Consider the following 16,641-nt stretch of genomic DNA (forward strand, 5'->3'; position numbering starts at 1 on the left):
CACTGTCCAACCTCGTGATGCTGTGCCGACACCACCACACGTTGATCCACCAGACCCCCTGGATCGTGAAGATCGACGAGGACACCGGCCAACCCGTCTGGACCCCACCACCCCGCACCACCCGCCACCACCTCACCGGCAGACTGACCTACGCCCCCGCCCGACCCCGAGCCGCCTGAGATCTTGGGGTGTGACCCTGACGCCCGACCCCGGGCGGACTCCTAGCGTGGCCGCATGGTCGCTGCCTGCCCGCGGCACGCTCACCGTGCGGAAGGGGAAGAAGGTGGAGCGAGACCGGGCGGTCCCGCGCCGCTCCGTTCCCGCAGGCCATCTCGGGCACCGTGACCGGCACCACCAAGACGGCCGTCTACAGCGGCGGCGCGGTGCCGGTCACCCCGCGGGCTGACCGGCTCGGCACCTGAGGACAGCGGAGCGGCACCTCAGGCGGAGGTGGGGGAGGGCCGGCCGTTCCTAGCGTGGTCGGCATGACGATCCTCCTGTCCGATCCCCGCGTGCGCGCGGTCCCCGTCGTCGAGTGCGGGGAGCCGCTGGTCCGGCTCCCCATGGACCTGGCGCCGGCAGGCGTCCTGGTGCGCGCCGGTCTGGCGGACCGCCTGGTCGCGGCGGACCGACTGCTGCCGGCGGGCATCCGGCTCCGCGTGGTCGAGGGCTTCCGGCCGTTGGAGGCGCAGCGCGCGATCGTGGCGGCGTACGGCGCCGAGCTGGCCGCGCTGCACCCGGGCATCGGCGAGCAGGCGCTGGAGCGGCTGACCAGCAGGTTCGTGGCACCGGTCGACGTGGCACCGCACGTGGCCGGCGCGGCGGTCGACCTCACCCTGGTGGACGTGTGCGGCGACGAGCTCGACCTGGGCACGCCGATCGACGCGACGCCGGAGCAGAGCGACGGCCGGTGCTGGTTCGCGGCGGCCGGGATCGGTCCCGACGCCCGGGCGCACCGCACCGTGCTCGCGCGCGTGCTCCGGTCGCAGGGCCTGGTCAACTACCCGACGGAGTGGTGGCACTGGAGCCACGGGGACCGGTACTGGGCGCTGACCACCGGCGCCCCGCACGGGCTCTACGGACCGCTCGCCTCGGCAGTGGCGGCATGACCGGGACGAGTGGCCTGGCCGTGCGGCCGCGCGAGCTGGCAGCGAGCACGCCATGGCTGACGGTGGACCTGGCCGCCGTGGCGCGCAACACCCGTACTCTCGCCGACCGTGCGGCGGGCGAGCTGATGGCCGTGGTCAAGGCCGACGGCTTCGGGCACGGCGCGGTCGACGTGGCCCGGACCGCACTCGCCCACGGCGCCACCCGGCTCGGCGTGACCAGCCTCGCGGAGGCGTGGGCGCTGCGGGACGCCGGCCTCGTCGCGCCGGTGCTCAGCTGGCTCAACCCGGTCGACGCCGACTTCCCCGCGGCAGCCGTCCGGGACGTCGACGTCGCGGTCCCGAGTCTCGCCCACCTGGCGGCGGTCGCCGCCGGTCCGGGCCGCAATCGGGTCCACCTGCACATCGACACCGGCATGGCCCGCGACGGCGCCGAGCCCGAGGAGTGGGCGGCGCTGTGCCGGGCCGCGCGTAACGCGGAGGTGCGCGGACAGGTCGAGGTGGTCGGCGTGATGGGGCACCTCGGCTGCGCCGACGATCCTGCCGACGCGTGCAACGCCCGGGGCCGCACCCGCTTCGCCTGGGCCGTCGAGGTCGCCCGCGGCGCCGGCCTCCGGCCGCGCGACCGGCACCTCGCCGCGACCGCGGCGACGCTGACCGACCCGCGCGCCCACCACACCATGAGCCGGGTGGGCGCCGGCCTGGTCGGCATCGACCCCTCCGGCACCACGCCGCTGGCGCCGGCCCTGACCCTGACCGCAGCCCTGGTGCAGGTGCGCCGCGTCCGTGCCGGCACCCCCGTCGGCTACGGCCACGCCCATCGCACGTCCCGCGCCACCCGGCTCGGCCTGCTGCCGCTGGGGTACGCCGACGGGCTGCCCCGCGTCGCGTCCGGCCGCGCCGAGGTGCTCGTGCGCGGCAGCCGCCGCCCGGTGGTCGGCCGGATCTCGATGGACCAGGTCGTGGTCGACCTGGGCGCGACCGGCGCGGAGGTCGGGGAGAGCGTCACCGTCTTCGGACCCGGTGGCGCCGGTGAGCCGACGGTCGCGGAGTGGGCCACCTGGGCGGACACCATCGAGCACGAGATCGTGACCGGCATCGGGGCCCGCGTCCCTCGCGGGGCACCGGTCGAGCCGGCGACCTACCTGCGGAGCCTGGCATGAGGACCCGGGTGGCCGTGATCGGCGGCGGGGCGAACTGCGAGCACGACGTGTCGGTCGCGTCGGCCGCCTCGGTCGCCGGGGCGCTCGACCCGGCGACCTACGACGTCGTCGCGCTGACCATCGGCCGCGACGGCACCTGGCGCGACCGGGGACTGCGGCCGATCGGCCTGAGCGGCGCGGCGCAGGTCCTGCGCGGCTGCGATGTCGTCTTCCCGGTGGTGCACGGCCCGCGCGGCGAGGACGGCGCGCTCGCCGCATTGTGCGAGCTCGCCGGCCTCCCGTACGTCGGCAGCGGCATCCGGCCGGGCGCGCTGGCCATGGACAAGTGGGCGACGAAGCTCGTCGCCGAGGCGGTCGGCGTCGCGACGGCGCCCGGCGTCCTGGTCACGCCCGCCACCGCCGCGCACCTGCGCTGGAGCCACCCGGTCGTGGTGAAGCCGGTCGCCGCCGGTTCGAGCCAGGGCGTCAGCCGGGTCGACGTACCCGCGGCGCTGGCGCCGGCGCTGGAGGCGGCGTTCGCGCTCGACGACCGGGTGCTGGTGGAGGACCTGGTCGTCGGCCGGGAGGTCGACGTGGCGGTCCTGCGCCGGGCGGACGGGAGCCTGTTCGTGCCGCCGGCGCTGGAGATCGTGGCCGACGGGATCTTCGACTACGACGCGAAGTACGGCGGGCACGCCGACTTCCGGATCCCGGCGGCGCTCGCCGAGACCGATGCCAAGGCGCTGCAGGACGCGGCGACGGGGGTGTTCGAGGCACTCGGCTGTGCCGGCGTCGCCCGGGTCGACTTCTTCCTGACCGAGGCGGGACCGGTGCTCAACGAGGTGAACACCATGCCCGGCATGACCGAGCACTCCCAGGCGCCGCGCATGTTCGCCGCCGCCGGCATGACCTACCCGGACCTGCTCGACGAGCTCGTCCGCGGCGCCCACCGGTGAGGTCGCCGGGCTCGGAGCGTGTGGCCGGCCTCGACCTGCTCCGCGGGATCGCGGTCGGGCTGGTGCTGCTGCGCCACGCGGTGCCCGACGTCGCTCCGGGCGCCGGGGTCGTCGGCGTGGTCATGTTCTTCGCGCTGTCGGGCTACCTCATCACCGGCGTGCTGGAGCGACGTCCTCCGCTGCGCGACTTCTACCTGCGCCGCGCCCGGCGACTGGTGCCGCCGCTGCTGGTGCTGGTCGCCGGTGTGGTGCTGGTGACGTTGGTCGCCGATCCGCTCGGAGACCGCGACGAGCTCGGCTGGACCGTGCTGTGGGCGCTGACGTGGACCGGCAACCTGCCGTTCGGCCACGCCAGCGACGCGACCTTCCACCTGTGGACGCTGGCGACCGAGGAGCAGTTCTACCTGCTGTGGCCCGCGGCCCTGCTCCTGCTCGGCCGCGGCTGGGCGCTGCTCGTCGCCGCCGCGGTCACCGCCCTGGCCTGCCTCGCGACGACCTGGTGGCTGGCCGAGGACCCCGATCTCGCCTACTCCCTGCCCACCAGCTGGGCCGGGTGCTTCGTGATCGGCGCCGCCGTCCGGCTGTACGGCGACCGGCTGGCGCCCCGGCTGCCGTCCTGGACCGCGCCGGCCGCCCTCGCCGCGCTGGCGGTGCTGAGTGTGATTCCCTTGCGGGGACACGCGCTCACCTACCTGGCAGGAGGTCCGGCCATCGCCGCGCTGACCGGTGTGCTGATCCTCGCCTGCCGGAGCCGGGTCACCGTGACCGGGCCGCTGCGGGCGCTGGTGGCCCTGGGGACGGTGTCCTACGCGGCGTACCTGTGGAACTACCCGCTCTCCCTCTGGCTGCCGCCGCTCCCGGCCGTGCTGCTGACCCTCGTCGCGGCCGCCCTCTCGTGGCGGTACGTCGAGGCGCCGCTCCAGCGCCGATGGGCCCGCCGGCCCGCACCGGCCGAGGTCGCGGCGTGACCCGCGCGGCGCGCTGGGTGCCGGACGTGCTGGCCGGCGCCGCGGCACTCCTGGTCGGCCTGGTCGAGATCAACCGGTACTACTACGTCGAGCTGTGGCCGCCGCTCGTCGTCATCACCGGCGTCGCGGTCGCGGTCGGGCTGTCGCGGGCGCTGCCGGGCGCGGCGCTCGCGGTCGCCTGGTTCACCGGCCTGCTCCAGGTCCTCACCGGCGTCGACCCGATGGTCACGGAGGTCCTGCTCACCGTCGTCGCGTTCGGGTGCGCCCGCTGGGGCCGGCTCCCGACGGTCTGGCTCAGCGGCCTTTCCATCCCCGTCGGCGCGGTCATCGCGGTCGTGTGGCTCTCCCCGTATTCGTTCTACGAGGGACTCGAGAGCCTGGGCATCGGCGGCCTGGCGGAGGACGCCTACCGGGCAGGCGGCTACGGCGTGCGCGCGACCGCGGGCATCCTCGGCATCGCGCTGCTCGCCACCCCCTGGCTGCTCGGCCTCGCCCTGCGGTTCGCCTCGCGCTCGCAGGACTCGCGGCGCTCCCAGGTCGCCGCGGAGGCGCAGCGCGACCAGGCCGAGGAGATCGCCCGGCTGCGCGAGGAGCAGGCCCAGCTGGCCCGCGACGTGCACGACGTCGTCGGCCACTCCCTGGCGGTGATCCTCGCGCAGGCCGAGTCCGCGCAGTACCTCGAGGACGCGGACACCCAGGGCCTCAAGCTCACCATGGCCAATATCGCGACCTCGGCACGCTCGTCGCTCGACGACGTCCGCCAGGTGCTCGCCTCCACGGCGCAGCAGCCGGGGGCCGCCGCGCCGGCGGGACAGCAGGCCGATCTCGACAGCCTGATCGAGGGCGTCCGGGCCAGCGGGCACGAGGTGATCGCCACCGAGATCGGGACGCCGCAGCCGATGCCGCCCGAGCTCGCCGTCGTCGCGTTCCGCGTGCTGCAGGAGATGCTCACCAACGCGATCAAGCACGGCCCGCGCGACCAGCCGGTCCACGTCGAGCGCCACTGGCACGGCGACCTGCGCATCGAGGTCCGCAACGCCCTGCCCGAGCCGGCCCCCGAGCCGCCGTCCGAGCCGGTGCCCGCGCCGGACGCCGGGCCCGCGCTCGACCCGACCCATCCGATCGCGGTGCCGCTCCCCTCCCCGCCGCCCCCGCCGCCCCCGCCGACCCCGTCGGCGCACCCGTCTGCGGCCAACGGCGGCCAGGGACTGGAGGGCATGCGCCGGCGCCTCGAGGCGGTGGGCGGCCGGCTCGACGTACGCCGCCGTACCGACCCGCCGACGTTCACCGCGACCGCCTGGGTGCCGGTGCGGGCGCGATAATCGCGGGTGTGAGCGAGCCGATCAAGGTCCTTCTCGTCGACGACCAGGAGCTGTTCCGCGAGGGGGTGCGGGTGATCGTCGACGCCCAGGAGGGCATGGGGGTCGTGGGCGCGGCGGCCGACGGGGTCGAGGCCGTGCGGATGGTCGACGAGCTCGCGCCCGACGTGGTGCTGATGGACATCCGGATGCCGGAGATGGACGGCGTCGAGGCGACCCGCCAGATCTTCCTGCCCGACCGCACCGCCCGGCGCGAGCGGCCGGTCCGCGTGATCGTGCTGACCACGTTCAATCTCGACGACCGCGCGGCCACCGCGATCCGGTACGGCGCCAGCGGGTTCCTCCTCAAGGGCACCACGCCGGTGATGCTGCGCGACGCGATCCGCACGGTCCACTCCGGCAACGCCGTGCTCGCCCCGGCCGACCTCTCCACCCTGCTCGACAGCCAGTTCCAGGCCGCCGCGACCCCGCCGCCGGCGTACCTCGGCCTCACCGACAAGGAGCGTGAGGTCTTCGGGGCGGTCGCGAAGGGCCTGTCCAATCAGGAGATCGCCGGGCGGGTGTTCCTCAGCGAGTCGACCGTGAAGACCCACGTCGGCGCCATCTTGCGCAAGCTCGGCCTGCGCGACCGGGTGCAGATCGTGGTCTTCGCGCACGAGCACGGCCTGGTGGCCTGAGCATGCCGACCCGCGAGGAGATCGTCACCTTCCACGACGCCCCCGTCCCGCCGGGCGCCTCGCCGTGGGTCGAGGGGGCCGGCCCGAGCCCCGATGTCGCCGTGGTCCCTGCGGATCCCTCCTGGCCCGCGCGGTTCGAGGAGATCGCCGCCGCGGTGCGTGGCGCGCTCGGCTGGCGGGCGCTCGCCGTCGAGCACGTCGGCTCCACCTCGGTCCCCGGCCTGCCCGCCAAGCCGGTCATCGACGTGGACCTGGTGGTCGCGGACCCGGCCGACGAGGCGGCGTACGTGCCCGCACTGGAGGCCGTCGGGTTCGTGCTGCGGGTGCGGGAGCCGTGGTGGCACGAGCACCGGCTGCTGCGCGGTGCCGCGCCGGTCAGTCACGTGCACGTCTTCGGCCCCGACAGCCCCGAGGTCGTCCGGCACCGGATCTTCCGCGACTGGCTGCGCGGCAATCCCGACGAGCGCGAGCGGTACGCCGCCGCCAAGCTCGCCGCGTCCGCCGCCTCGACCGCGGCGGGGGAGCACGGCATGCAGTACAACGCCCGCAAGGAGCGCGTGGTGCGGGAGATCTACGCGCGTGCGTTCGCCGCGACCGGACTGACCTGATCGTCCGCGTCGTTGCCCGGGTACGACGCGCTCAGCCGACCGGGGAGGTGGTGTCCACGGATCTCGAGCAGCACCGGTCGATGGTCGCACGCGTGGGGTCCCTAGGATGGGTGCCCGTGCATCGGGTGGTCGCGGCTGGGGCGTTCGTCGTCCACATGCTGTTCGTCGGGTTCACGGTGGTGGGCGGCTTCCTCGCCTGGCTGATGCCGTGGGTGTTCGTCCCTCACCTCGCCGCGGCGATCTGGGGCGGACGGATGGCCGCGACCGACGCGGCCTGCCCGCTCTCGCGTCTCGAGGACTGGGCCCGCGAGGGTGCCGGCAAGCCGCGGATGAACGAGCGTGGGTTCATCGCCCACTACTTCGAGAACCGGGTCTATCCCTCGCGCCTCGCCCGCCGGGTCGAGGTCCTCGTGGCCACGGTCATCCTCGGCTCGTGGCTCGGTTTCGCGGTCCGCTGAGGCCGGACCCGTCGCCGCCGTCCGCGCAGTCGAGCGCGGCGAGGTAGCCGAACACCAGGGCCGGCCCGATCGTCGCGCCCGGCCCGGCGTAGGTGTGTCCCATGACGGCGGCGCTGGTGTTGCCGACGGCGTAGAGCCCCTCGATGGCACTGCCGTCGGCGCGCAGCGCGCGGGCTCGCTCGTCGGTGACCACGCCGCCCTTGGTGCCGAGGTCGGCGGGCACCATCCGGGCCGCGTAGAAGGGCGCCTTGGCCAGCGTGCCCAGGCTCGGGTTGGGCCGGTTCGTGGTGTCGCCGTAGTAGTGGTCGTAGGCGGACTCGCCCCGGTGGAAGTCCTCGTCAACGCCGGTACGGGCGAACCCGTTGAAGCGCGTCACCGTCGCCGCCAGCGACCCGGCCGGTACGCCGATCGCCGCCGCCAGCTCGTCGAGGCTCGCGGCGCGGGTGATCGCGCCGTCGGCGAGCCAGGACCTCGGGAGCGGGCGACCGCCCGTGATGCCGGCGAAGAGGTAGCGGTCGCGGTAGGTCTGGTCGAAGACCAGCCAGCAGGGGAGGTTCTCGGCCGGACCGGCCCCGGCGCCGTACCGGCCGCCGAACATGCGGTGCGTGGCCTCGACGTACGGCAGGGACTCGTTCATGAACCGCTCGCCGCGGGCGTTGACGATCAGGCTGCCGGGCAGTGAGCGCTCGGCGAGCGCGAACCACGTCCCGCGGGGGAGCGGGATCGACGGCGCCCACCAGGCGTCGTGCATGAGCGCGGTCGCCGCGCCGACGTCGACGGCGGCGCGGATGCCGTCGCCGGTGTTGGTGACGGCGCCGAGGGAGAGCTGCGGCCCGGCGGGCTGGCGCTGGTGCTCGGCGCGCATCGCGGCGGCGTGGTCGAAGCCGCCGCAGGCGAGGATCACGCCGCGCCGGGCCAGGATCCGGTCGCCGCCGGTGGTCAGTACGCCGGTCACCCGGTCGCCGTCGCGGACCAGCTCTGCCAGCGTGGTGTCGAGGCGCAGCGGGACGCCGAGGTCGCGCAGGCCGACGAGCAGGGAGGACGACAGCGCGCTGCCCAGGCCGACGAGCCGCCGTCCGCGCAGTCGGGCGAGCACGGTACGCAGACCGACGCGCAGCATGTGCAGGGGCCCGCGCCAGTGCCGCAGCCCGGTGCTCAGCCAGCGGTAGTCGGACTGCTTGACCACCACGTTCAGCGGCGCCTTCGTGTAGAAGGGCTGCATCGTGGCGGCATCCGGACCGATCCGGCGGGTGTCGAACGGCCGCGGCTCACAGGAGCGGCCGGCGGCCCGCCCGCCGGGCGCCTCGGGGAAGTAGTCGGAGTAGCCGCGCACCCACTCCAGGTCGAGCGCGGAGTGCTCCGTGAGGAAGCGCAGCGCCTCGGCGCCGCGGTCGAGGTAGGCGTCGATCCGGGCCGGGTCGACCCCCGCCTCGGGGTCGACGATCGCGTGCAGGTAGCGCCGCGCCTCGTCGAGATCGTCGGCGGGCAGGTGCCGACGGAGTACGTCGTTGCCCGGGATCCACACGCCGCCGCCGGACCGCGCCGTGGTGCCGCCCCAGGCGCCGGCCTTCTCCAGCACCACCGTCGACAGCCCGTGCGCGGCCGCGGTGATCGCCGCCGCCATGCCCGCGCCGCCGGAGCCGACCACGACCACGTCGTAGGTCTCGTCGGTCATGGCTCACTCCTTGATAGAGACTCCGAACATGGGAGTTTCTATCAAGATGTGAAGGAAGGTGCAACGGGAGCGGGTGGTCCTGTCCTCGGCCCCGCCGCACGGACCGGCGCGCGCGACGACGCCCGTCCGGGGCATTACTGGTGGGTTCTTGGCATTCTTGAGACAGGTGCTGTCGTGCGGCTCTAGGGTCCGGTGCCACGGGTCGGCGCGGAGGGCGCTTGTGGGGAGCCCGCGACAGAGTGGGCTGCTCAGATGTCTCGTCGCCTTGGTCGTCTTGTTGCTGCACCTAACCAACCTCCACGGCGACATCGTCGCCACGACGCCGGTCGACGGCTCGGCCGCAATTATCACCGACTACTCCGAAAACACCGAATACGGAAGTCCCCGTGACTCAGCATCCGCCAAGTCGCCCTACGGGTGGCTCGGATCTCGCCAGCGCTCGTCGGACGCGCTCGGGGGCCTGGTCCTTATGGGCGTACGCCTTTATAACCCTTCGACCGGACGTTTCCTATCAAACGATCCTGTACGCGGGGGAAACGCCACTGCCTATGGATCTCCGCTCGACCCAGTCAACAATGACGACACCAGTGGCGCCTGTCCGTGTTTGATCCCGGTTATCCCTGTAGTCGGCGCTGGTGTCGGCGCGGCCCTCACCTATATCGCCGGCGCCATCGTCATCGCCGGAATCGCCATCACCCTCACCGAGACGGCCAAGGCGCACGGGTTTACGGTTCCCTTCCCGGGCAATGGTACTTCCAAGAAAGGAAAAGGATACTACACCTATGTGATCAAACATCGAAAGTCGATCAAAGATACGCATTGGTATGTCTGGAAATATGGAATGACTGGAGTCGGACCAAACCGTCCGACCTCACAGATAGGCCAGTGCTCAAGGATGTCGGCCGTGGACCCATGCATATGGAACTGGGTCGTAGAGAACGTTAGCAAATGGGCGGCGAGGGCAGTCGAAGCACAACTGATCTGGGACTACCTTGTCAGATGGGGACACTGCCCTCCGGGGCATAACCCTGGATCAAGGAAGATCTGTACATGACGAATCTTAGATTGGGAAAGTCATTCGATGTCCTGTGGACAGCCATGTCACTGGTCGGATATTCGCCGGTTGGCGACGACATCCTCGATGCCGCTAATTTTGTGGTAACGCTGGGCGAAGACGCCGTAGCCCAGTTCCGCGCCGAGATCGAAACCTTGCGAGACTATGCGGATGCAGCTGGTTTGACATCGGCGATCCGAGAGGACCTCGTACGGAAAGGAAACGGGAAGGAAGTCTCGGATGACTTGGTGCAGCGCAGCATCGAATTACTGGCGTGCGCTGGGCCAAGTTACTTCGAGCGTGCCCTCGCCGTGCCTGTCAACGAGGGATGCAATGAGATCAGCCTGGTATGCGCCCTTGCTGAGGCCGCCGCCGGCCGCAGGGGAACGGTCGATCCAGCGACCTTCTCCGGGACCATGGTCCCAGTTCGAAGCAATGGACGTTCGCCATGGATTCTGGCTTCGGTCGGACTTGGCGTCGGATACAGCACCGAGTCACCTCCGTTCTCCGACGATCATTTCCTGACACGCTTCTACAAGAGTGCGGCAGTGTCTAGTCAGACTACGCTTTGGCAAGACCTGCGTAAGAACCTCGGGATTCGACACCTGGAAATCGTGCTCGAGTTCTGGCCTGGCGGCCGTGGTCCGACGGAGTCTCGCGTCATACGGCGTAGTTCCACGCGTCTTGAGGTCCAGATGAGGAGGGACATTCCGCCGCTGGAACCAGATCTCCGACTTCTAGGGGACAGCCTGGCATGGGACGTGATGAAGACGGCCTACGAGTTGCTGACGTCTCCCAACTTGGGAACCTGACGTCAGTTCGCCGGACGACGGCACTCGCTTAGTTGGTGGGGAGATCTGAGCCAGAACATGGGAGTTTCCATCAACTTGTGAGCAGCTCCGAACGGTGAGAGAGTCGAATGGTGGCCCTGACCTTGCGCGAGCGCAACCGGCTCCGGGTGCGCCGCGACATCCAGGACGCGGCCTGGACGCTGTTCGCGGAGCGGGGCTTCGCCGCGGTGACGACCGACGAGATCGCGGCGGCGGCGGGGGTCTCGACGAGCACCTACTTCCGTCACGTCTCGGCCAAGGAGGACCTGCTGCTCCAGCCGCTGCTCGTGAGCAGCGCCGAGATCGTCGCGACGTACGCCGAGCGACCCGGCGGCGAGCCCGTGGCGCCGGCGCTGGCGGCGGCGATCCGCGAGCGGAGCGCCGAGGTGCCCGACGTGGAGCTTCGGCGCTGGCGGGCGGCGATGCGGACCGCGCCCGAGCTGGCCCCGCGGGTCGTCCTCATCGCCGACGCCGACCGCGCCGCGCTGGTCGCGCTCGCCGCCGGACGGATGGGCGTGCCCGACGACGACGTGCGGGCGGGCATCGCCGTCGAGGTCGTGCTCGCGGCGGCGGAGTACGCCTACCGCCGCTGGCTGGCCGTCGAGGATCAGTCGCTGCTCGAGCTGATCGGCGCGGCGCTGGACGAGGTCGTCTCCGGCGCCTGGCGCTGAGCGGCGGGTTCCCAGACGAAGCCGTCCGGGTCGCTCGCGGGGGCGGCGCCGTCCGACAGGACGATCCGGTGCGAGCCGCTGCCCTCCATCGGCACGCCGGCGTCCTTGGCGAGCGCCTTGCGGCCGAGCAGGCCGAGGGTCACGGTACCGGTGCCGGGCTCGAACTCGACGTACTTCTTGCCGAAGCTCTTCGCGACGGCGAAGCCGCGCTCGACGTAGAAGCGCTTGCTCGCCGCCACGTCGCCCGCGCCGAGGAGCAGCACGATGCTCTCGATCTCCCGACTGACCGGCCGGGTGTTCTTCTTCGAGGAGCTGACCACCTTCCAGATCGCCCCGTCGGGCGCGCGGAGCACGCCGCCGTAGCCCCACAAGGACTTGGTGACCGGCTTGATCGTGGTGGCACCGGCGTCCAGGGCCGTCGCGACCAGGCCGTCGACGTCGGCCGGCTGGGCCATGGTGAGCGAGATGTGGAAGCCCCGGAAGCCGTCGGTCGGCGACTCGCCGGCTCGGAGGTCGAGGGGGAGGTCCGGCCCGAAGGCGCGGGCGTAGAAGTCGCGGGCGGCGGCCGGGTCGGCCACCTCGAGGGTCAGGGTGTCGATGGAGTTCATGTCCCCGACGCTAGGCGCGCCGGCACCGCGTTGCTTCTCGATTCCTGACGACCTCGCGGAAGGGCCGGCCGGCGGGTCAGACCGGCAGGCGATAGGCGGCACGGGCGTTGTCCGCGAAGAACCGCGCGGCCTCCGCGGGACGTGCCAGCTCGCCGACCAGCGGCACGATCGCGGCCAGGAGGTCCGGGTGCCGGACCCGCCGTGAGTCGATCGGCATGTTCGAGCCGAACAGCAGCCGGTCCCAGCCCCAGGCCGCCACCGCGTCCTCCAGCCACGGTCGCAGGGTCGTCCCGGTCACGGTCGGCAGCACCATGCCGAGGCCGGAGAACTTGCACCTCCAGTCGGTCTCCGCGGCCGCGCGCCGCATCGCGGCCCGCCAGGCGGCGTACCCGTCCGGGCTGAGGTCGTGCGGGGACCCGAGGTGCTCCAGCACGACCCGCAGCCCCGGCCGTCCGGCCAGCAGCGTCGCCCAGGCGGGCAGCGAGCCGGGCGTCGCGACCAGGTCGAAGACCAGCCCGCGCTCGGCCAGCCAGTCCAGGAGCGGCGCGGTGCCGGGGGCGTCGGGCTCGATCCCGGGGAAGACCCGGATCCCGCGGAGGTGGCCGTACGTCGCCTGCTCGTCCAGGTGGGCGACGAGCTCGGCGACGGGGAGCTGCGGGTCGACCGTGCCGATCGAGACGATCGGCACGGGCGCGCCGGCGCGTTCCGCGTCGAGCCAGCGGGCCTCGTCGAGATAGGCGTGCGGGGCCGAGCTCGCTGCCACGTGCACCACGCCGGCCAGGGTGAGCCCCGGATGGTGCGCCGCGAGGTCGACGTACCGGTGCCGGTCGAGCAGCCACGGGCTGGCGGTCGCCTCGGCGAAGGAGTGCAGGCGGGGGTACCAGGGGTTGGCGGCCGGATCCCAGAGGTGGGCGTGGGCGTCGACGATCGTCGGCAGGGTCATCGGGTCTCCGAGGGTTCTGGGCGGGTGCGGGTGTACGACGAGGGTCCCGGCCGCCGTGGGGCGACCGGGACCGCGACCGGGTGGGTCAGGACGCCGAGGCGCGGAACCGCCGCAGCCGCAGGCTGTTCGAGACCACGAACACCGACGAGAACGCCATCGCGGCGCCGGCCAGCATCGGGTTGAGCAGGCCGGCCGCGGCCAGCGGGAGGGCGGCCACGTTGTAGGCGAAGGCCCAGAACAGGTTGCCCTTGATGGTGCCCAGCGTCCGGCGCGAGAGCCGGATCGCGTCGACCGCGACCTGCAGGTCGCCGCGCACCAGGGTGAGGTCGCTGGCCTCGATCGCCACGTCGGTGCCGGTGCCCATGGCCAGGCCGAGATCGGCCTGGGCGAGGGCGGCGGCGTCGTTGACGCCGTCGCCGACCATGGCCACGACCTTGCCCTCGCCCTGGAGCCGCTTGACGACGTCGACCTTGTCGGCGGGCAGTACGTCGGCGATGACGTCGGCCTCGTCGATGCCGACCTCGGCGGCGACGGTCCGGGCCACGACGGCGTTGTCGCCGGTCAGCAGGACCGGGCGCAGACCGAGCTCGCGCAGCTGGGCGATGGCGGTGGCCGAGGTCGGCTTGATCGCGTCCGCGACCACGACCACGCCCCGGGCCTGCCCGTCCCAGCCGACCGCCACGGCGGTGCCGCCCGTCGCCTGGGCCTGCTCGAGCGCCTCCTGCAGCGCGGGGGTGAGGTGCTGCGACCACTCCGCGAGGAGCTGCGGCCGGCCGACCAGGACGGCGTGGCTGGTGCCGCTGTCGGCACCGTCCGTGCTGTCCACCAGCACGCCCTGGACGCCGAGGCCCTCGATGTTGGCGAAGTCCTCGACCGTCGGCAGCGTGCCGTGCTGCTCGCGCGCCGCGTCGGCGATCGCCCGGGCGATCGGGTGCTCGGAGGCGTCCTCGAGCGCGCCGGCGTACCGCAGGATCTCGGCGGCGTCCTCGCCCTCGGCGGCGATCACGTCGCGCAGGGTCATCGTGCCGGTGGTGACCGTGCCGGTCTTGTCGAGGACGACGGTGTCGACCGCGCGGGTCGACTCCAGCACCTCGGGACCCTTGATCAGGATGCCGAGCTGCGCTCCGCGGCCGGTGCCGACCATGAGGGCGGTCGGCGTGGCCAGGCCGAGGGCGCAGGGGCAGGCGATGATGAGGACGGCGACCGCGGCGGTGAAGGCCGCCGCGAGCCCGTTGCCGGTGCCGAGCCAGAAGCCGAGGGTGCCGGCCGCGAGCACGATCACGATCGGGACGAAGATGCCGGAGATCCGGTCGGCCAGGCGCTGGACCTGGGCCTTGCCGTTCTGGGCGTCCTCGACCAGCCGCGCCATCTGGGCGAGCTGGGTGTCGCCGCCGACCCGGGTGGCCCGGACGACCAGCCGGCCGCCCACGTTGACGCATGAGCCCACGACCGCGTCGCCCGTAGCGACCTCGACCGGCACGGACTCCCCGGTGAGCATCGAGGCGTCGACCGCGGAGCTGCCGCGCTCGACGACGCCGTCGGTCGCGATCTTCTCGCCCGGTCGGACGACGAAGAGGTCGCCCACCGCCAGCTGCTCGACGGGCACCGTGGTCTCGGTGACGCCGTCGGGTCCGAGGACCGCGACCTCCTTGGCGCCGAGCTCGAGCAGCGCCTTGAGCGCCGCGCCCGCCCGCCGCTTCGAGCGCTGCTCGAAGTAGCGTCCGGCGAGGATGAACGTCGTGACGCCCGCCGCGGCCTCGAGGTAGATGTTGCCGCTGCCGTCGCTGCGCTCGATGGTGAGCTCGAACGGGTGCGTCATCCCGGTGACACCGGCCGTGCCCCAGAACAGCGCGTAGAGCGACCAGCCCAGCGCGGCGAGCGTGCCGAGCGAGATCAGCGTGTCCATGGTGGACGTGCCGTGGCGCAGGTTGGTCCAGGCCGCCTTGTGGAACGGGTAGGCCCCCCACAGCACCACCGGCGCGGCGAGCGTCAGCGAGAGCCACTGCCAGTAGTCGAACTGGAGCGCCGGCACCATCGCCATCGCGATCACCGGCACCGAGAGCAGGGCCGAGATGACCAGCCGCTGCCGGAGCGGGCGGATCGGGTCGTCGGCCGCGGTGTCGCCGTCCCCGCCCGCGCCGCCCGCCGAGGCGGGCGGCCTGGGCAGCGAGGCGCCGTACCCGGCCGCCTCGACGGCGGCGACGAGATCGGCGGTCGAGACGCTGTCGGCGAAGGTGACCTTCGCCTTCTCCGTCGCGTAGTTGACCGTCGCCGTGACCCCGTCGAGCTTGTTGAGCTTGCGCTCGATGCGGTTGGCGCAGGAGGCGCAGGTCATCCCCGTGAGAGCCAGCTCGACCTGCTGCTCGGGAGCGTCGGGCGCGGCGCGGTCAGTGTGCGTGGCCACTGCTCTCTCCTTGTCCTGTGCTCGGCTCCCCGGCCGGCTTCGGGCTCGCCTCGCCGCCGGCGGTCACCGCGAACGCCGCGGTGCGGACGACGCCGTCGTGCTGGAAGTCGAGGTAGAGGTAGTAGGTCCCGGCGCTGGGGACGGACGTGTGGAACACGATGTCCGGCCCGGGCTGCGTCGTACCGTCGCCGGGCTCGCCGTCGGGGTGGACGTGCAGGTAGGCGAGGTCACCGGAGCGCAGGGCGACCAGGTGGCCGTAGGCCCCGAGGTAGGGCTGCAGGTCGGTGACCGGCTCGCCGTCCTTGCTGACGCTCAGCGTGAGCTTCGCGTGGGCCCCGGCCTCCACGTCGCCGTCGAGGGTGACCTCGTAGCCGTCGACGGTGACCGTGCGGGTCTCCTGCGCGGGCGGGGCGGCCTCGAAGGCGCCGTCCACCGCGAGGTCGGCGCCCAGCGTGAGCGCCTCACCGCCGGTGGCCTTGAAGTCCGCGAACAGCCGCCACGTCCCCGGCGTGAGGGCCAGGTCGACCGACCAGGTGCTGCCGTCCAGCGTCGGGTGGACGTGCTGGAAGCCGGTCAGGTCGCGGCGTACGGCGATCAGGTGGAGCTGCTTCTCGTGCTGCACGTCGTACGACGTCACGGGGGCCCCGTCGGGACCGCTGACGGTGAAGCTCACCGGGACCGCGGAGCCGGGCTCGGCCCGGTCCTGGGCGAGGGTGAGGGTGTATCCGTCCTGCGATGTCATGAGTCCTCCTGGGATCTCGGTCTCCGGCTCGGCGGAGTCCTGGGCGGCGTCGCCCGCGGCAGCGTCGTCAGCGGTGCCTTCGGCCGTGTCGCCGGCATGGGTGTCGTGGCTGGGGGTCTCCGCGGCGACCGGGCCGACGGCCCGGCCGACGAGGAGGGCGATGCCGAACACCACGGCGGCGACGACTCCGAAGCCGGCGAGCCGCGTCGGGGTGTTCATGCGAGCTGGTAGCCGGCCTCCTCGACGGCCGCCTTCACGGCGGACTCGTCGAGGGGGGCGGCGCTGGTGATGGTGACCGCACCGGTGGGCAGGTCGACCGCGACGTCCTCGACGCCGGTGATCTCCTGCACCTCCTCGGTGACGGAGGCGACGCAGTGGCCGCAGGTCATGCCGGTGACGGTGAAGGTCTGCGTGGTGCTCATGGCGAGCTCCTCTCTGTTGGATGGGCTGGCGCGTCTTCGGCGCCGCGGGGCAGCACGC

At 72.7% G+C, this 16,641-nt stretch carries 17 protein-coding genes; 11 read left to right on the plus strand and 6 right to left on the minus strand.

All coding sequences use genetic code 11. The features are described 5' to 3' along the window. The first annotated feature begins 485 nt into the window (after positions 1–485). The 8 genes from ACPZVR_RS19760 (at position 486) to ACPZVR_RS19795 (ending at position 7,234) form a co-directional block, all read left to right on the plus strand. The gene (locus ACPZVR_RS19760) at positions 486–1,109 is read left to right on the plus strand and encodes a M15 family metallopeptidase (protein WP_436701390.1); all 624 of its coding nucleotides are present in this window, start codon (positions 486–488) and stop codon (positions 1,107–1,109) included. Beyond that, the gene (alr, locus tag ACPZVR_RS19765) at positions 1,106–2,269 is read left to right on the plus strand and encodes an alanine racemase (protein ID WP_436701391.1); all 1,164 of its coding nucleotides are present in this window, start codon (positions 1,106–1,108) and stop codon (positions 2,267–2,269) included. The genes ACPZVR_RS19760 and alr overlap by 4 nt, the downstream gene beginning before the upstream one ends. Continuing rightward, positions 2,266–3,204 carry a D-alanine--D-alanine ligase family protein gene (locus ACPZVR_RS19770; RefSeq protein ID WP_436701392.1) on the plus strand — a complete coding sequence of 313 codons (939 nt, stop codon included), beginning with the start codon at positions 2,266–2,268 and terminating at the stop codon, positions 3,202–3,204. Before alr ends, ACPZVR_RS19770 begins: the two co-directional genes overlap by 4 nt. Before the next feature lie 20 nt (positions 3,205–3,224). After that, positions 3,225–4,172: an acyltransferase family protein gene (locus ACPZVR_RS19775; protein WP_436701393.1), complete on the plus strand. Its 948-nt coding sequence runs from the start codon at positions 3,225–3,227 to the stop codon at positions 4,170–4,172. After that, positions 4,169–5,494 carry a sensor histidine kinase gene (locus ACPZVR_RS19780; RefSeq protein WP_436701394.1) on the plus strand — a complete coding sequence of 442 codons (1,326 nt, stop codon included), beginning with the start codon at positions 4,169–4,171 and terminating at the stop codon, positions 5,492–5,494. Before ACPZVR_RS19775 ends, ACPZVR_RS19780 begins: the two co-directional genes overlap by 4 nt. 8 nt (positions 5,495–5,502) lie before the next feature. Further along, positions 5,503–6,168 carry a response regulator gene (locus tag ACPZVR_RS19785; protein ID WP_436701395.1) on the plus strand — a complete coding sequence of 222 codons (666 nt, stop codon included), beginning with the start codon at positions 5,503–5,505 and terminating at the stop codon, positions 6,166–6,168. Positions 6,169–6,170: 2 nt separating this feature from the next. Next, on the plus strand, positions 6,171–6,776 hold the full coding sequence (locus ACPZVR_RS19790; RefSeq protein ID WP_436701396.1) for a GrpB family protein: 606 nt from the start codon (positions 6,171–6,173) through the stop codon (positions 6,774–6,776). Between the two features lie 116 nt (positions 6,777–6,892). Next, positions 6,893–7,234 (plus strand): DUF2784 domain-containing protein, encoded by a 342-nt coding sequence (locus ACPZVR_RS19795; RefSeq protein ID WP_436701397.1) that lies wholly within the window; start codon positions 6,893–6,895, stop codon positions 7,232–7,234. Here the strand turns inward: ACPZVR_RS19795 and kstD are convergent. Continuing rightward, a complete protein-coding gene (gene kstD / locus ACPZVR_RS19800) occupies positions 7,197–8,909 on the minus strand; it encodes a 3-oxosteroid 1-dehydrogenase (RefSeq protein WP_436701398.1) in 1,713 nt (570 codons plus the stop codon). The two genes, ACPZVR_RS19795 and kstD, sit on opposite strands and share 38 nt — an antisense overlap. A gap of 220 nt (positions 8,910–9,129) precedes the next feature. On the opposite strand from kstD, the gene ACPZVR_RS19805 reads away from it, so the two are divergent. The 3 genes from ACPZVR_RS19805 to ACPZVR_RS19815 all read left to right on the plus strand — a co-directional run bounded on the left by ACPZVR_RS19805 (position 9,130) and on the right by ACPZVR_RS19815 (position 11,464). Further along, positions 9,130–9,963 (plus strand): RHS repeat-associated core domain-containing protein, encoded by an 834-nt coding sequence (locus tag ACPZVR_RS19805; protein ID WP_436701399.1) that lies wholly within the window; start codon positions 9,130–9,132, stop codon positions 9,961–9,963. Next, positions 9,960–10,775: a hypothetical protein gene (locus ACPZVR_RS19810; RefSeq protein ID WP_436701400.1), complete on the plus strand. Its 816-nt coding sequence runs from the start codon at positions 9,960–9,962 to the stop codon at positions 10,773–10,775. The genes ACPZVR_RS19805 and ACPZVR_RS19810 overlap by 4 nt, the downstream gene beginning before the upstream one ends. 110 nt (positions 10,776–10,885) lie before the next feature. Continuing rightward, the gene (locus ACPZVR_RS19815; RefSeq protein ID WP_436701401.1) at positions 10,886–11,464 is read left to right on the plus strand and encodes a TetR/AcrR family transcriptional regulator; all 579 of its coding nucleotides are present in this window, start codon (positions 10,886–10,888) and stop codon (positions 11,462–11,464) included. Here the strand turns inward: ACPZVR_RS19815 and ACPZVR_RS19820 are convergent. The 5 genes from ACPZVR_RS19820 to ACPZVR_RS19840 form a co-directional block, all read right to left on the minus strand. Continuing rightward, entirely contained in the window at positions 11,401–12,072 is a 672-nt protein-coding gene (locus ACPZVR_RS19820) for a glyoxalase (protein ID WP_436701402.1), read from the minus strand. The two genes, ACPZVR_RS19815 and ACPZVR_RS19820, sit on opposite strands and share 64 nt — an antisense overlap. Positions 12,073–12,148: 76 nt before the next feature. Continuing rightward, the gene (locus ACPZVR_RS19825; protein WP_436701403.1) at positions 12,149–13,015 is read right to left on the minus strand and encodes an amidohydrolase family protein; all 867 of its coding nucleotides are present in this window, start codon (positions 13,013–13,015) and stop codon (positions 12,149–12,151) included. A gap of 85 nt (positions 13,016–13,100) precedes the next feature. Continuing rightward, positions 13,101–15,350 (minus strand): heavy metal translocating P-type ATPase, encoded by a 2,250-nt coding sequence (locus ACPZVR_RS19830; RefSeq protein ID WP_436701512.1) that lies wholly within the window; start codon positions 15,348–15,350, stop codon positions 13,101–13,103. A gap of 52 nt (positions 15,351–15,402) precedes the next feature. Continuing rightward, on the minus strand, positions 15,403–16,380 hold the full coding sequence (locus ACPZVR_RS19835; protein WP_436701404.1) for a DUF8832 domain-containing protein: 978 nt from the start codon (positions 16,378–16,380) through the stop codon (positions 15,403–15,405). Then, positions 16,377–16,583, minus strand: coding sequence for a heavy-metal-associated domain-containing protein (locus ACPZVR_RS19840; RefSeq protein WP_436701405.1), 207 nt, complete (start codon positions 16,581–16,583; stop codon positions 16,377–16,379). Before ACPZVR_RS19840 ends, ACPZVR_RS19835 begins: the two co-directional genes overlap by 4 nt. Between the last annotated feature and the right edge of the window lie 58 nt (positions 16,584–16,641).

Source organism: Nocardioides segetis (assembly GCF_051390595.1).
Taxonomy (GTDB): Bacteria; Actinomycetota; Actinomycetes; order Propionibacteriales; family Nocardioidaceae; genus Nocardioides.

Coding starts and splice junctions, on each gene's coding strand:
- ACPZVR_RS19840 (WP_436701405.1), bottom strand. CDS start 16,583: ATGAGCACCACGCAGACCTTCACCGTCACCGGCATGACCTGCGGCCAC.
- alr (WP_436701391.1), top strand. CDS start 1,106: ATGACCGGGACGAGTGGCCTGGCCGTGCGGCCGCGCGAGCTGGCAGCG.
- ACPZVR_RS19835 (WP_436701404.1), bottom strand. CDS start 16,380: ATGAACACCCCGACGCGGCTCGCCGGCTTCGGAGTCGTCGCCGCCGTG.
- ACPZVR_RS19820 (WP_436701402.1), bottom strand. CDS start 12,072: ATGAACTCCATCGACACCCTGACCCTCGAGGTGGCCGACCCGGCCGCC.
- ACPZVR_RS19830 (WP_436701512.1), bottom strand. CDS start 15,350: ATGACCTGCGCCTCCTGCGCCAACCGCATCGAGCGCAAGCTCAACAAG.
- ACPZVR_RS19770 (WP_436701392.1), top strand. CDS start 2,266: ATGAGGACCCGGGTGGCCGTGATCGGCGGCGGGGCGAACTGCGAGCAC.
- kstD (WP_436701398.1), bottom strand. CDS start 8,909: ATGACCGACGAGACCTACGACGTGGTCGTGGTCGGCTCCGGCGGCGCG.
- ACPZVR_RS19825 (WP_436701403.1), bottom strand. CDS start 13,015: ATGACCCTGCCGACGATCGTCGACGCCCACGCCCACCTCTGGGATCCG.
- ACPZVR_RS19760 (WP_436701390.1), top strand. CDS start 486: ATGACGATCCTCCTGTCCGATCCCCGCGTGCGCGCGGTCCCCGTCGTC.
- ACPZVR_RS19810 (WP_436701400.1), top strand. CDS start 9,960: ATGACGAATCTTAGATTGGGAAAGTCATTCGATGTCCTGTGGACAGCC.
- ACPZVR_RS19790 (WP_436701396.1), top strand. CDS start 6,171: ATGCCGACCCGCGAGGAGATCGTCACCTTCCACGACGCCCCCGTCCCG.